Genomic DNA, 13604 nt, shown 5'->3' with positions numbered 1-13604 from the left:
CGGCCGCCGTCCTTCCGGACGGCGGCCGCGGCGATGCGTTTCCCAGCCCCGATCCGTTCCTCCCCGGCCGCGTCCCGGTACACGAAAGGCTTCTCGCATGAACGCCAGGCAACCGCTCGGCTCGCAGACGCCCCCAGAGTCCGCACCGTCCCGCTCACTCACCCAGACCCTGCTGTGGCCGGTCCTGGCGGCCGCGCTGGGCGGACTGCTCTGCTACAACTCGCTCGGCGGCCAGACCGCCGACTCGCCCCAAACCCGCCCCGCGTCGCCCGCCGCCGCCCCCAAGAGCCCGCCGAAAGCCGCTCCCGTCCACCCGCCGCTGCCGCGTTCCGCCCCGACGCGCATCGTCATCCCGGCCATCTCGGTCAACGCCCCGTTCACGGTGCTGGCGCTCAGCAAGACCGGGCAGTTGAACGCGCCGCCGCCCAACGACAAGAATCTGGTGGGCTGGTACGGGAAGGGCGCCACACCGGGCGAGAAGGGCACCTCCATCCTCGCGGGCCATCTGGACACCTTGACGGGACCGGCGGTGTTCGAGTCCCTCAGTGCGCTCAAGCCCGGGAACAAGATCGACATCACCCGGCAGGACCGCAAGGTGGCCACGTTCAAGGTCGACTCGGTGGAGACCTTCAGCAAGGCCGCCTTCCCCAGCGCCCGGGTCTACAACGACGCACCGAACGCACAGCTTCGCCTGATCACCTGCGGCGGCCTGTACGACAAGACGACGAAGGACTACAAGGACAACGTCGTGGTGTTCGCCCACCTCGACTCCGTCAAGAACGGCTGAGCACCCGCCCCGGGGCGAAGGGCGCCGGGCGGGCCCGGCCGCTGCGGGGCCGCCGGCCGGACGGTCTCGCGAGGCTGTTGACCGGCGGCTCCGGCCCAGGGGTTGACCGGAGCCGCCGGGGGCGTCCGAGGGGAGCGGACTGCCCGAACAGAACACCGTGGGGCCGACGAGGAGGAGTGTCGTCCGCAGTGCCACTCGAAGTAAATATATTTACCGCCAAGTAAGCAAGAGCATGAAAAAATTCATGCTCTTCTGGGCATGAAAGTCCCCCTTTCCTCCCACCGGGGGGGAGGGGGTGTGCGGCTGCCGCCTCAGTCCTCGAGGAAGAAGTCGTGCTGGTCGGCGGCGTGCTCGTACTGCTCCAGCCGCTGCTGCGTGCGCTCGGGATCCGCGTCCGCCATCGCCTGGAGGATCGCCGCCGACAGCACCCCTGGCGCGGAGTAGGAGTCGAAGACCAGCCGTGAGCCGGTACCCGCGGTGAGCGCCACATCGACCTCGTCCACGAGTGGTCCCAGGGTGAGATCCGTGATCAGGGCGGTCCGCAGGCCCGTACGGCGGGCGGCCCGCACGGCCGCCAGCGTCTCCTTGGCGTGGCGGGGCATCGCAAAGGCCAGCACCCAGGTCCCGCCCGCCTCGCGGGACTGCAGCAGCGCGTCGTACGCCACGCTCCCGCCGCGTGAGACCAGCCGTACGTCCGGGTGGATCCGCCGGGCGGCATAGGCGAAGTACTCCGCGAGCGAGGTGGAGATCCGCAGCCCGAGGATGGTCAGCGGCACCGACCGGGCCAGCTCACGGCCGACCTCGAGCACCTGGCCGGTGTCGGCGAACCTCCGGCGCAGGCTCTCCAGGTTGGCGATCTCGGCGTCGACCGCCGTCTGCAACTCGTTGCGCCGGCTCTCGACGGTCTCCGGTGAACCGGCTACCGCGCTGAGCGCGATGGGCTGCAGCGCCTCCCGCAGCGCCGGGTAGCCGCTGAAGCCGACCGATGCGGCGAAGCGCGTCACCGACGGCTGGCTGACACCCACCCGGTCCGCGAGATCGGTGATCGACAGAAAGGCGGCCTCGGTGAGGTTGTCCGTGATGTACTGCGCGATACGCCGCTGGCCGGGCGACAGCCGGTGTCCGCCGAACAGTGCACGGACCCTCTCCACAGGAGCCGGCTCCGCATCCGGGGTCTGTTTCCCCGGCGTGATCGCAGACGCCTGTGCGCGCGCCCGCTGCCTTGATGGCACCGTGTGCCTCCCTTTCGTCCCGCTCCCGCTCAACATAGCTCACCATGCGTGGTCGCCCCGTGGACTCTTCGTGCAACCGGAAGGCCCCGGCGCCCTGGGGCGGCCGGGGCCTCTCGGTCGAGGGGGCGTCAGCTCAGCGGGCCGAGGTCACCGCCCCGGCCTCCGGAGGACCGGACGGGGCGCAGCGCTCCCGGCCGGTCGGTCATGCCGGCCATGGCCACGCCGATGCAGAGCGCCACGATGCCGGTGACGACGTTGCTGACGACGCTGCCGGTGACGGCGACGTTCCCGGCGACGATCCACGGGGAGAAGACCGTGAAGGCGCCGATCACGATGGCGCACCAGGCCATGGCGTGGGTCCGCTCGTAGGCCGAGCCGAACCCGCCCAGGCACAGGGCGAAGGCGACGCCGCAGATCAGGTTGGTGACGGCCAGGGTGGTGAGGCCGTTGAAACCGACGATCCACGGCGAGGCCGCGAGATAGAGGCCCGTGAGGAGGGCCAGTGTTTCCGTCACCTGGCCGCGCGGCGATGAGGTGGCGCGTTCGAAGCGTGCGCGCATCTCGGCGAGGTCAGGGTGCTGCTCGATGCCGGGTTGGTGTGTGGTCATTGCGGGCCGCCTCCTCCGGAAGCGTCTGTTCGTGCCCTTTCATCTGCAATGAAACGCTTCTCGGCCGGTTCCCTCAATCCCCTTTCGGGCAATCCCGCTTCGGGCCCGTCCGGGATCGCTCCGGGCGGGCCGGTCCGGGTGTCCCGGGAGCCGGTGCGGGACGTCCCCGGAGCCGGTGCGGGACGTCCCGGCCGCCCGCCGGGTGCCTCCCCGGCGGGCCGGTTCAGGGCAGGGGCTGTCCGGCCTGGGGAGGCGTGGCCCCGGAGGTCTTCTCCGCCGCCACGAGCGACTCCGCCAGGGGAATCCGGGCGAGGGCGAACACACCGACGGTGATCAGCGCGAGCCCCAGCAGTTCCGGCAGCAGCCACCAGCCGGTGCGCACGTGCTCCTCGTACAGGGTGACGCCGAGCAGCAGGCTCAGCGTGGCGTCCCCGAGGGTCAGCGCGGGCTGGGAGGCGACCAGCGGGCCCGCCTGCAGGGCGTTCTCCAGGAGGAACAGCGCGGTGCCGCCCGTGACCGCGAAGGCGTACACCTCCCAGGAGGTGAAGAACGCCGCGGCTCCCTCGTCCTCGAGGATGTGGGTCGCCGACTTCATCAGCGCCGCGGTGAGGGCGTAGCTGATGGCGGTGGCCGCGCCGAGGAGGGCGGCGCGGGTGCGCCCCACGGGACGCCGCAGGGCCACGGCCGAGAGCGCGACGACCGCCCCTCCGCAGAAGGCGAGCGCCGGCACCCAGCGGTCCAGGGGCACCTGCGTGCGGTTCCCGGTGGGGGACAGCGCGGCCAGGGCGATGCCGAGGCCCACCACGACGAGTCCCACGGCCCCCCAGCCGGCCCGGGGCAGCCGCCGGTGCATCACCATCGACGCGATGATCAGGGCGAGCGGCAGTTCGAGGACGAACAGCGGCTGGACGATGGCCAGCGGCCCGGTGTTGAGCGCCAGCGCCTGGCACACTCCCGCCACCAGGACGGCGGCGATCCCGGCCAGCCAGAGGGGCCGGCGCAGCAGATCCAGCATCAGCCCCGGGCGCAGACCGCTGGAGCTCGGCACCTTCAGGGCCTCCTGGCGCTGCAGCACGGTGGCGGTGGCGTTGCTGAGCGCCGAGGCGAGGGCGAAGCCCACCGGCAGCAGGAGCGACTGCACCGTACGATCCTCCCGCCTCCCGCCCCGTGGCCGCTGTGGCTCCTGCCATGGTGAACCGGCGTGGGGCACGCCGCGATCGGGGAACGCCGGGCCGCGGTCCGAACGGGGGCCGGGTCGTCACGGCCCCGGCGGGGACAGCGCCATCGGCCGCACGGCACCCACCGCCGGCCGCGCCACCACCGGCCGCGCCACCACCGGCCGGGACGGCACCCACCACCCACGGCCCACCCACGGCCCACCCACGGACCCGGCAGGGACCGCACCTCCGGCCGGGACGGCACCGGCCACCCACGGGCCGAGCGGAGCCCGGTCACCCACGGGGCGAACGGGGCGGCCGAGCAGGGCGCGCTGACCGGGCACGCGGACAGCGCACGCGGACAGGGCGAACCAGGAGGGCGGGCGGACAGGCGGGCCGGGCTGCGCTTCCTTCGGGGGCGTCCGACAATGGGCAGCGGGCCGCTGTCCGGCCCGCCCACGACGCCGCGGCGGCGTCGGCCCGAGAGGAACGTGCTCATGCGCGCTGAGTCTTCGCCGGCCGCGCGGACGGGGGCCGTCATCGCGGTCACGGGCGCACCGCTGTGCACCGGGACCGGCTGCTCATCGCCGGGCCGCGCCCTGTCCGGTACCGCCGGGGAGCCCGGTCCCACCGCGCGGTCGCCCGGCCGGCGCGACCGGGCCCGGTCCTTCAAGGCCCTCGGCGGGGGCGCGTCGTGAAGAGCGGCGCGGAGCGAACCGAGATCCTGCACCGGTCGCTGCGGGTGTCCCTCGCCGCGTCCGCGGGCTTCTACCCCTTCCTGTACTGGCTCCACGAACCCGTGCTGGCGCTGTACGCGCTGTTCGCGCCGATCGCCCTCGGCCTGCTGTCCTCGATCCCCGGGTCCGGGCGGCAGCGGGCCGTGGTGATGCTGAAGGCGCTGCCGGTGGGTCTGGTGCTGGTGGCGCTCGGAACCCTGCTGGCGGTGCAGACCTGGGCGGCGGTGCTCGGCATGCTCGTCGTGGGCTTCCTGCTCGCCTTCGCGGCGGTCGCGGGGCCGCGCCCGGCCGGGGCGGCGCCGGGGCTCCAGCTCTTCTACATCCTGGCCTGCTTCCCGCCGTACGAGCCCCAGACCCTGTGGCTGCGGCTGGCCGGGCTGGTCTTCGGGGTGGTGGTGCTGGCGCTGTGCGAGCTGTTCCTGCTGCCGCAGGCACCGGGCCCGACGTACCGGACGGCCCTCGCGGAGGCCGTGGCCACGGCGGGCGGCACCCTCGCGGGCCGCATCCACCTCTCCCCCGGGGACCTGCGGGCCGCCGGCGCGCGCCTGCGGCTGTCCCGGTTCCCGCCCGCGGAGCGCCCCGCGGGACCCGGCCGTGCGGCCCGCGGACTCTCCCAGGCGGGGTCCGGGGCCCGCCGGCTGCTGGAGCAGCTGGCCCATCTGACCGAGACGGGCGAACTCCGCCTGCTCGTCCGGGGGAACGGCTCCGGGCCCGGCGCGGGGGGCGCCGAGGATGCGGACACGCCGTCGCGTTCGCTGCTGCCGCAGGTGGCGTCCCTGTGCGACGAGACCGGCGCCGCCCTGCGGGCGGGCCGCCCCATCCCGGGCCCGGAGCGGATGGACGAGGTGATCGACGCCTTCCAGCAGACACGGGTACGGCAGGCGACCCGGAATCCCGCCGACGTTCCCCCGGTGCCGGTGCTGCGCCGGCAGGCGGCGGTGCTGGCCGTCGCCGAGTCGGCACGGATCCTGGAGATCTCGGTACGGGTCGGCCTCGACGGGCGCCGCTCCCGGCCGATCGAGCCGCGGGAGCTGTTCTGGTACGCCCAGGCCCCCGCCCCGCAGCTGTGGATCCGCCGGTTCACCGGCAACATGACCCTGCGCTCGGTGCAGTTCCAGAACGCCGTGCGGATCGCACTGGCCCTCGCCGCCGCGCGGCTCGTCGCCGGTTCGCTCGACCTCACCCACGGATTCTGGGTGCTGCTCGCGGTGCTGACGCTGAGCCGCACCACCGTCGGCCAGACCTGGGCGGCCATCCGCATCGCGGTCGCCGGCAACCTGGTGGGCGCCGTCGCCGCGGGCGCCCTGCTGATCGGCCTGGGACAGCACACCGAGGCGTACGCCGCGCTCCTCGCGCCGGGCATGCTGCTCGCGTTCGCGCTCGGGCCGCTGTTGGGCATCGCCTGGGCGCAGGGGCTGTTCACCCTCGTGGTGGCCATCGCGTTCGCCCAGATCGCCCCGGCGAACTGGCAGCTGGCCGAGGCGCGGATCGTGGACGTGGTGACCGGAAGCGCGATCGGTCTGCTGTGCGCGATGCTCGCCTGGCCGGCCGGCGCCCGGCGGGAGGTGCGGCGGACCATGGCGGAGCTCCTGCACGCGTGCAATCCCCTCATCAGGGGCACCGTCGCGGCGCTGACGGCCGTGCCGCCGGGCTCGGCCCCTCTCCCGCCGACCCAGCCCGCCCTGCACCGGCTGCGCCTGGCCGAGGCCGCCTACGACCAGTTCCGCAGCGAACCGGCCGGCAGCAGACCCGCCCACGCCGACTGGCACGCCGTGCTGATCGCGGCCGGCCAGGTCCTGCTCGGCGCCCACTGGCTGCCCCGGTTCGACATGCCGGCGACCGCGCTGCCGCCGGACGCCGCGGACCGGGCCCGGGCCGGCGCCCACGCGGTGGCCGACAGCACCGTCCGGCTCGCCTGCCTGTGCACCGGGGACCAGCCGCCGCCGGAGGTGACGACCCGGTCGTCGCCCGCCTCGCCCGTCGGGCCGCCGCTGCCCGCGCTGGTCGACCTCGACGTGTGGCTGCGCAGCCTCGACGCCCAGTTCGCCCGGATCGAGGCGGGGCTGCCCGACCCGGTCCGCCGGGCGGCACGCGGCACGACCGCCGGCGACGCCGCGGGCCACCTGTCCGGGCCCCGCCGGCCCGGCAGGTAGGGCGCGCACCCGTGTCCGGCCGGGGCCACCGCACCGCACTGCGGCACCCGTCCCCACGCCACGCATGGGTGTGGTGGCTGCCGCTGGCCGCGGTGGTCGTCGACGTGGCCGTGAACCTGACCATCGGGAGAGGCGAGCCGGTGAGCTTCCTGCTCGTCGCCGTGCCGCCGCTGGCCGCGGCGACGCGCGGCCCGCGGGGCACGGCGCTCTCGGCCGCGGTGTGCCTGGGGCTGCAGATGTGGATGGCGACCCACCGCCCCGGGCACTTCGGCGAGCCGCACCATGTGGCCCTCTACGCGACCACGCTCGTCGTCGGAGTCGCCAGCGTCGCGCTGGCCTGGCAGCGGGAGCGGACCCGCCGGGATCTGATCCGGGCGCACTCGGTCGCCGAGGCGATGCAGCGGACCCTGCTACGGCCGGTGCCGGCCCGGCTCGGCCCGGTACGCGCCGCCGGGTTCTACGAGGCCGGGGAGGGCGGCACGCTCGTCGGCGGGGATCTGTACGACGTGTGCGAGACGCCGTTCGGGGTGCGGGCGATCATCGGCGACGTCCGCGGCAAGGGACTGGACGCGGTCCAGACGGTCGCGGCCGTGCTGGGCAGCTTCCGGGTGTCGGCCCACGAGTGGAAGAACCTGAGCAGCCTGGCCGAGAGGCTGGAGCTCAGCATCGCCCGCAACAGCCCGGCGGGCGGCGAGGGCGACCCGGAGCTGTTCGTCACGGCGCTGGTACTGGAGTTCCCGCCGGGCGGCGGCGAGGTGCGGGTCGTCGACCGCGGCCACCCGTCGCCGCTGCTGATCGGCCCGCGGGGGGCACGGCGGCTGGTCACCGCGCCCGGGCTGCCCCTGGGCCTGGGCGGGCTGGCCCCGACGGCGGACGGCGACGACGTCACGGTGCACCCGCTCGAGCCCGGCGAGGTGCTCGTCGTGATCACGGACGGGGTGAGCGAGGCACGGAACGCGGACGGCGTGTTCTATCCGGTCCTGAGGCGCCTCGCCGAGCGCTTCGGCGACGACCCCGCGCCGGACCCCGAGGCGGTCGTGTCGTTCGTACGGACCGACTCGGAGCGCTGGTCGGCCCGGTCCGACGGCGACGACCGGGCGGTCCTCGCGTTCTCCCTGGCCGGTGCGGAGCCGCCGTGGCGGCGCACCGGAGGCGCCTCCGCCCGCACGGAGCCGCGCGGGTAGGCCGGCTGGCGCGAATCCGGGGCCCGCATCCAGGGGCGTGAATCCGGGGCCCGAATCCGGGGCCCGAATCCGGGGCCCGAACGCAGGGGCACGAATCCAGGGCCCGAACGCAGGAGCCGAACGCAGGGGCGCGAATCCAGGGCGCGGAGCGCGCAGCGGAGCGCTCCCGCCTGCTGATGCGAGCGAGGAGGCTCTGGAGGAAGCTGAGGTCACCGCCCCGCGGGGGGAGGAGGTGAGCGTGTGGCTACCGGCCCTCGGTACCGGCACCAGGGCCGTCACGGGCTCCCCACGGCCCACGCCGACGAACCCGGCGGCTGGCCCGGCGGCGATGACCTGCGGGACAGCGCGGCCGGGGTGGGCGTCCTGGACGCGGATCTGCGCTACCGCTTCGCCAACCCCGCCTTCTGCCGGATCACGGGCGAGTCCGAGGCCGGTCTCGTCGGCCGGCGGCCGAGCCCGGCCGCGGAGCAGTACCTCGGCACCCCGACCGGACTGCCGGACGAGGTACTCGCCGACGGTGTCCCCCGTACCCGGGTCACCGGCCCCGGCGGGCGCTGCCACACCACCTGTCTCCGCCTGGAGAACGAGGGGACGGTCACCGGGCTGATGTGCGTCGTGGCCGAGAGCTCCGCGCCCCGGCCGGAGGAGGAACTGGCCCGGGCCGACGCCCGGCTCGCCGCGGCGGACGAGGCCGTGGAGCGGATCGGCACCTCGCTCGACGAGGGCGGCACCTGCCGCGAGCTGGCGGAGTTCCTGGGCTCGTGGATCTCGGAGGCCGCCTCCGTCGCCCTGCTCCCGCCGCCCCTGAAGAGGGGCGCGCCGCCGCCGAGACGGCCGTCGGCGGCGATGATGTGCCGCGTGGCCGGATCCGGAGCCGTGGACCTGCTCACCGACGGCGAACGGCTCCGGCCGCGTGCGGAGTCGGCCGCCGCACGCGCCGTGGAGTCCGGGCTGCCCGCGGCGGAGTACGACGCCGCAGGGCACTCCGCCGTCCTGGCCGTTCCGCTCACCAGGCCTCCCGACGGCGGCGGTCCGGGCGGGCAGGTCATGGGGGTGGCGCTGCTGGCCCGTACCGGCGCGGCCTTCACCGGGCACGACATCACCGTCGCCCGCCACGCGGCGCGGCGGGCGGCGGTGGGCGTCGCGCACGCCCGGGAGTTCGCCACCGAGCAGCGCAGGTCGGTGGAGTTGCAGCGCGCCCTGCTGGCCGAGCCGGGCAAGCCGCACCCCAATCTGCGTTTCGCGACCCGCTACCTGCCCGCGGGCAGCAGCAACATCGTCGGCGGCGACTGGTGCGAGACGGTGCGCCTCCACTACGGCCGCACGCTGCTCGTCATGGGCGATGTGATGGGGCACGGCGTGGAGGCGGCCGTGGAGATGAACACGTACCGGTCCATGCTGCGCGACGTCGCCGCCGCCGATCTGCCGCCGCACCGGGTGCTGCGGCAGCTGGACATCGCGATATCCGAGACCATGGCGCGGCCGGCGACGTGTCTGCTCGCCCGGGTCGACCCGGCGCGGGGGCTCGGGTCCTTCTCGAGTGCCGGGCACCTGCCGCCCGTGGTGTTCGCCGCCGACGGGCACGCCGAGCTGGTGGACGTACCGGCCGGGCCTCCGCTGGGCACCGGTGTGGGCGGCTACGAGCTCGTCACCCGGTCCCTGACGCCGGACGACACCCTGCTGCTGTACACCGACGGCCTGGTGGAGCGGCGCGGGGAGGACATCGACGACTCGCTGCGGAGACTGATCCGGGTGCGGATGCCGTGCACGGCCTCGGTGGACGAGATGGTCGAGGCCGTGGTCCGGGAGCTGGACGCCGAGCACGCGGAGGACGACGTGGCCCTGCTCGCGGCGCGCATCCGCAGGCGCCGCCCGCACTCGGCGGATCAGCGGCCGTTCCAGGACGGGAGGCGATGAGCCCGCGGCGGCCCGCCGCGTCCGGGTCGTACGGCTCACGGGACCGCCGGCCGATGCGCACGGACCGCGGCCCTTCCCGGCCCTTCCCCGGCCGTTCCCCGGGCGGTGCGGGCGGCGCGTGCCCGCACCGTCGGGGCGACGCGTTCGCACAGCGTCACGGCGACGCGTGCGCACACCGTCAGGGCGACGCGGCCGGGGAGGGCGGCGGGGGTACGGGCCCCTGGTCGTCGGGCGCCGGGCCCGAGGTCGGGGGCGGGGGCGGGTCGTCCGGGACGGGCTCCCCGGTGCCGTCGGGCGGCGGGGCGGGCGGCTCCCCGGTCGGGGCGCCGGTCGGCGGCTCGCCCCCGGTGGCGTCCTCCGCCGGACGGCCGGGTGAGGTCTCCTCGCCCGGGCTCCGCCGGTCGGGTGGGGCGGTGCCGTCGGTGGCCGGCGGCGACACGGTGCCCGATCCCGGGCTCTCACGGCGCGGGCTCCCGGTGGTCTCCGTGTCGGACGGGGCCGCGGTCGCCTCCTCGGGCGGCACGAGGACCGGAGTGGACGGGTCCCGCGGCGGCGGCGCCGGTCCGTCCTTCTTGCCGTCGTCGCCCCTCTCCCGGGCGAAGTAGTCCTGCTCCTCGGGGTCGTACACGACGAAGACCCGGACGGGCCCGGGCGCCGGGGTGACGGCGACGGTCTCCGCCGGGTCGTAGCCGGGCCAGGCGTCGCCCGTGCGCTCGGCGGGGCCCCGGACGAAGACCGGCGGCAGGAGCGGATTGCCGCAGGCGCAGCGCACGCGCGGCACCCCGCGGTCGTCGACGAGGACTGCGGTGCCGGCCTGCAGGAGGGCCTGGTAGGGGCGGGCGGCACCGTCCGTGAAGGCGTGGTTGGTGACCCGGGTGTCCATGCGCAGGGTGACGGGCGTCAGGGCACGCAGATACCCCGGGACCGCGGCCGGCGAGAGCCCCAGGGCCGAGGCGAAGGCCCGGTTCCGGTCGGGGGCGCCGGCGAGGAGCCGGATCTGCTGCTCGGTGTCGCAGCTCGCGGTCCTCTCCGTCCCGCCGTACAGGCCGGGCGTCCCGCCGTCGACGCCCCGGGTGATGTGGGTGCCCGCCGGGGCGGGGCTCTCGGTGGACGCCGGCAGCCTGGCGCGCGGCTGCGGCGTGGCGGGGACCTTCGCCGTCGAACGGGTGAACGGCTCGGGACCGGCCTCGGACGCGGTCTGGAGCTGGATCTCGGTGCCGGTACCGCCCGTGCCGCCGGGGCGGGTCAGGACGACGACGAGCGCGACGGCCGCGACGACGGCCGCGGTGATCGCGGCGACCTTCCGGACCGAGTGCCACCAGGGGCCCGGACCGCCCGGCCCGGTGCCCGCGGGGCCGGACGGTCCGCCGCCCCCTCGTCCGGGAGGCGGCGGAGGGGGTGGCGGGGGTGCCGCCCCTCCGCCCGAGAGCGGGCCGGAGGGAGGTCCTGCGGGTCGCCCCGAGGGCGGTTGCACGCTCACGGGCCCTACTTCCCAGTCCGGGACGTCCGTTCCCGGAGGTCCCGGACCCACCGGCCGTGCCGGAGTCCGAGGTGCTTTCCCCTCATTGTGTGCCGGGCCGCGGCGGGGCCCGCAAGCCGAACCCGGCCGGACCAGCCGGGCGCGGCGGGGCGAGGCCCGCGAGCCCAACCGGCCGGACGACCAGGCCCGGCGCGGCGGGGCGGGCAGCCGCGGGCCGAACCGGTCGGACCAGCCGGGCGCGCGGCAGGGGTTGCCGTTGCTTACGGTGGCACCGTGAGCCGTCAGCCCCCCACTCCCCGGCGCGGCGCCGCGCACGGTCTGCGGGACTGGCGCGACGCGCTGGTGGCGGTCGTGGCGGGCTTCGCCGCGATGCTCGCCGTGGCCGCCGCCGGTCTGTGGGCGGCCGGTGCGGCGGACCTTCCCGGCGGCGCCTTCCCCCGCGTCGTGGCGGCGGTCGTGGTCCTTGCCGCCGGTGGTGAGGTGGCGCTCGCCGGGGACGCGGGGTTCCTGGCCCGGTCCCAGGCCGAACTCGCGGTGATGCCGCTGTCGGTGAGCCTGGTCGGAGCCCTGGTGGTGGCGACGGCGTTCCTTCGGCCGCTGCGGCACCGCGCCGTGGCGGGCACCCGCGAACTGCTCGGCCGGTTCGCCCGGCTGGCGGTCCTGTGGCTGGCGGCCCTCGCGGGACTCACCGCCGTCGCCCGCACCACGTTCCGGATCCCGCTCGGGGAGGACTCCCCGCTGACCGACATCGGCGAGTTCCTGGACGCCGCACCCCGGGTCGGCTTCCGTGCCGAGACGGGGCCCACTCTGCTCTACGGACTGCTGTGGCTGATCGGCGTGGCCGCCCTGGCCCTCCTGGTGTCGCGCAGGGCCCCGCTGCCCCCGCGGCTGGTGGGCGTCCAGGAGGTGGTGCGCCCCGCCGCGTACGCCATGGTGTGGCTGCTGCTGGCGTACGTCGTGGTCGGGCTGTGCGCGGGCATCGTGGTCGCGGTGACCCAGGGGCACCCGGGCCGGACCTTCGCCGTGATCCTGCTCGGGCTGCCCAACCTCGCCTGGCCGGCGCTCACCCTCGGCATGGGGGCGACCTGGGAGGGCAGAGTCGAGGGGCCGTTCGGGCTCCCCATGCCGCAGGTGCTGGACAGCGTGCTGCGCGGGGAGGATCGCGCCACGCTGAACGTGGCCACCCTGGCCGAGCAGGACGCGCGGGCGTGGTGGCTGGTGGTCGTCGCGGCGGTGCTGGTACCCGCGGCGGCCTTCCTGATGGCGGCGCGCTCCCCCGCCCGGACGCGGCCCTGGCAGCACGCCCTGCGGATGGGTGCGGCCCTGGCCCTCACGGTGCTCGTCGTGTGCCTCACCGGCCGGATCGCCGCCCGCGTCGGGCTCTCGCTCCTCGGCGTCGGGGACCTGGAGGGGCTCGGCGGGGAGGTGTCGCTGCAGCCCCGGTTGTGGGCTGCGGTGGGCATCGGCCTCGGCTGGGGCATCGTCGCGGGACTGCTCGGCGCCCTGCTGGCGGCACCGGTACGGCGGCGGGGAGCGGTGAAGGGCTGAGCCGTCCCGGCGCCGTACGGGCCGACGGGACGGAGCACCGGCCGGCCGCGCCGCGACGGGAGCACGGGCGGGCCGGGAGGGGCCGGAGCACAGGCCGGACGCGCCGCGACGCGACGAGCACGGCCCACGACGGACGGAGCGGGGACGGAGCGGGGGACGGAGCAGGGGACGGAGCAGGGAACGGAGTCAGCCGGACGTGCCCCGCCCGCGGCCCGTCTCGGTGATCCGCGTCGGCGGCGGAGGCGCGCTCCGGCCGGGTGCGGTGGCGTTCCTGGGCGGCTCCGGCGAGGCCTCGCGCCGCGTCTGCGGAGGCCCGTCGACGGCGAACGGGGCCGCCCGGGCGCCGTCGCAGTACATCCACCGCCCGCTCTCCGCGTCGTACAGCCAGAGCGTCTCCCCGTCCACGACCACCCCCAGCCGCATCCCCCGGGTGCGCCGGCGGAACGTCTCCCGGTCGGCCCGGCCCGCGGCGAGTTCGCCCGCGGCCCGGCGGTACTCGGAGAGCACCTCCTCCGCCCGGGCGAGCAGCGGCTGCGGGTCGGACGTGCGGTCGAGCGGTTGCCCGGCCGAGGGCGGTGCCTGCGGCACGGCGACGAGCAGCCGCCCGTCCACCCAGGCCGACCATCCGTTGGCGCACATGACCCGCCCCCAGTCGCCGCGCCGGTCGACGAGTTCGACCGGCAGGAACGGGTCGAGGGGGACGCTGGGGCTGCCGACGTCCGGCGCCTGCCAGGTGGGCAGGCCGTCACCGGGGACGACGTGCGTCGGGCTGAAGCCAGGGACGGCGGCGGGTTCGGTCAT

The 13604-nt window shown here is 75.9% G+C and carries 11 protein-coding genes; 6 read left to right on the top strand and 5 right to left on the bottom strand.

All coding sequences use genetic code 11. The annotated features are described in order from the left end of the window. Positions 1–97 precede the first annotated feature (97 nt). The gene (locus tag DDW44_RS25010) at positions 98–787 is read left to right on the top strand and encodes a class F sortase (protein WP_018888634.1); all 690 of its coding nucleotides are present in this window, start codon (positions 98–100) and stop codon (positions 785–787) included. A 311-nt stretch (positions 788–1098) separates the two neighbouring features. Here the strand turns inward: DDW44_RS25010 and DDW44_RS25005 are convergent, their stop codons facing one another. The 3 genes from DDW44_RS25005 to DDW44_RS24995 all read right to left on the bottom strand — a co-directional run bounded on the left by DDW44_RS25005 (position 1099) and on the right by DDW44_RS24995 (position 3768). After that, on the bottom strand, positions 1099–2019 hold the full coding sequence (locus tag DDW44_RS25005; protein WP_026281459.1) for a MurR/RpiR family transcriptional regulator: 921 nt from the start codon (positions 2017–2019) through the stop codon (positions 1099–1101). A 128-nt stretch (positions 2020–2147) separates the two neighbouring features. Continuing rightward, positions 2148–2627: an SPW repeat protein gene (locus tag DDW44_RS25000; RefSeq protein ID WP_017944650.1), complete on the bottom strand. Its 480-nt coding sequence runs from the start codon at positions 2625–2627 to the stop codon at positions 2148–2150. 223 nt (positions 2628–2850) lie between these two features. Further along, positions 2851–3768: a DMT family transporter gene (locus tag DDW44_RS24995; RefSeq protein ID WP_108907820.1), complete on the bottom strand. Its 918-nt coding sequence runs from the start codon at positions 3766–3768 to the stop codon at positions 2851–2853. Between the two features lie 513 nt (positions 3769–4281). Between DDW44_RS24995 and DDW44_RS24990 the strand changes: the two genes are divergently transcribed. The 4 genes from DDW44_RS24990 to DDW44_RS24975 all read left to right on the top strand — a co-directional run bounded on the left by DDW44_RS24990 (position 4282) and on the right by DDW44_RS24975 (position 9775). Beyond that, positions 4282–4482 (top strand): hypothetical protein, encoded by a 201-nt coding sequence (locus DDW44_RS24990; RefSeq protein ID WP_108907819.1) that lies wholly within the window; start codon positions 4282–4284, stop codon positions 4480–4482. Then, entirely contained in the window at positions 4479–6674 is a 2196-nt protein-coding gene (locus DDW44_RS24985; RefSeq protein WP_108907818.1) for an FUSC family protein, read from the top strand. The genes DDW44_RS24990 and DDW44_RS24985 overlap by 4 nt, the downstream gene beginning before the upstream one ends. Positions 6675–6685: 11 nt before the next feature. Further along, entirely contained in the window at positions 6686–7858 is a 1173-nt protein-coding gene (locus DDW44_RS24980; protein WP_240800374.1) for a PP2C family protein-serine/threonine phosphatase, read from the top strand. A 240-nt stretch (positions 7859–8098) separates the two neighbouring features. Further along, positions 8099–9775 (top strand): SpoIIE family protein phosphatase, encoded by a 1677-nt coding sequence (locus tag DDW44_RS24975; protein ID WP_108907817.1) that lies wholly within the window; start codon positions 8099–8101, stop codon positions 9773–9775. A gap of 178 nt (positions 9776–9953) precedes the next feature. Here the strand turns inward: DDW44_RS24975 and DDW44_RS24970 are convergent, their stop codons facing one another. Further along, a complete protein-coding gene (locus DDW44_RS24970) occupies positions 9954–11255 on the bottom strand; it encodes a DUF6777 domain-containing protein (protein ID WP_108907816.1) in 1302 nt (433 codons plus the stop codon). 273 nt (positions 11256–11528) lie between these two features. Between DDW44_RS24970 and DDW44_RS24965 the strand changes: the two genes are divergently transcribed. After that, positions 11529–12803 (top strand): streptophobe family protein, encoded by a 1275-nt coding sequence (locus DDW44_RS24965; protein ID WP_206307195.1) that lies wholly within the window; start codon positions 11529–11531, stop codon positions 12801–12803. Positions 12804–12989: 186 nt separating this feature from the next. On the opposite strand, the gene DDW44_RS24960 is transcribed toward DDW44_RS24965, so the two are convergent. Next, positions 12990–13604, bottom strand: a complete 615-nt coding sequence (locus DDW44_RS24960; protein WP_108907815.1) for an SH3 domain-containing protein — start codon at positions 13602–13604, stop codon at positions 12990–12992.

Origin of the sequence: Streptomyces tirandamycinicus (genome assembly GCF_003097515.1) — a bacterium.
GTDB classification, from domain to species: domain Bacteria; phylum Actinomycetota; class Actinomycetes; order Streptomycetales; family Streptomycetaceae; genus Streptomyces; species Streptomyces tirandamycinicus.
The sequence above is the reverse complement of the archived record's forward strand: the minus strand, read 5'-3'. Positions and strand labels throughout refer to the sequence as shown.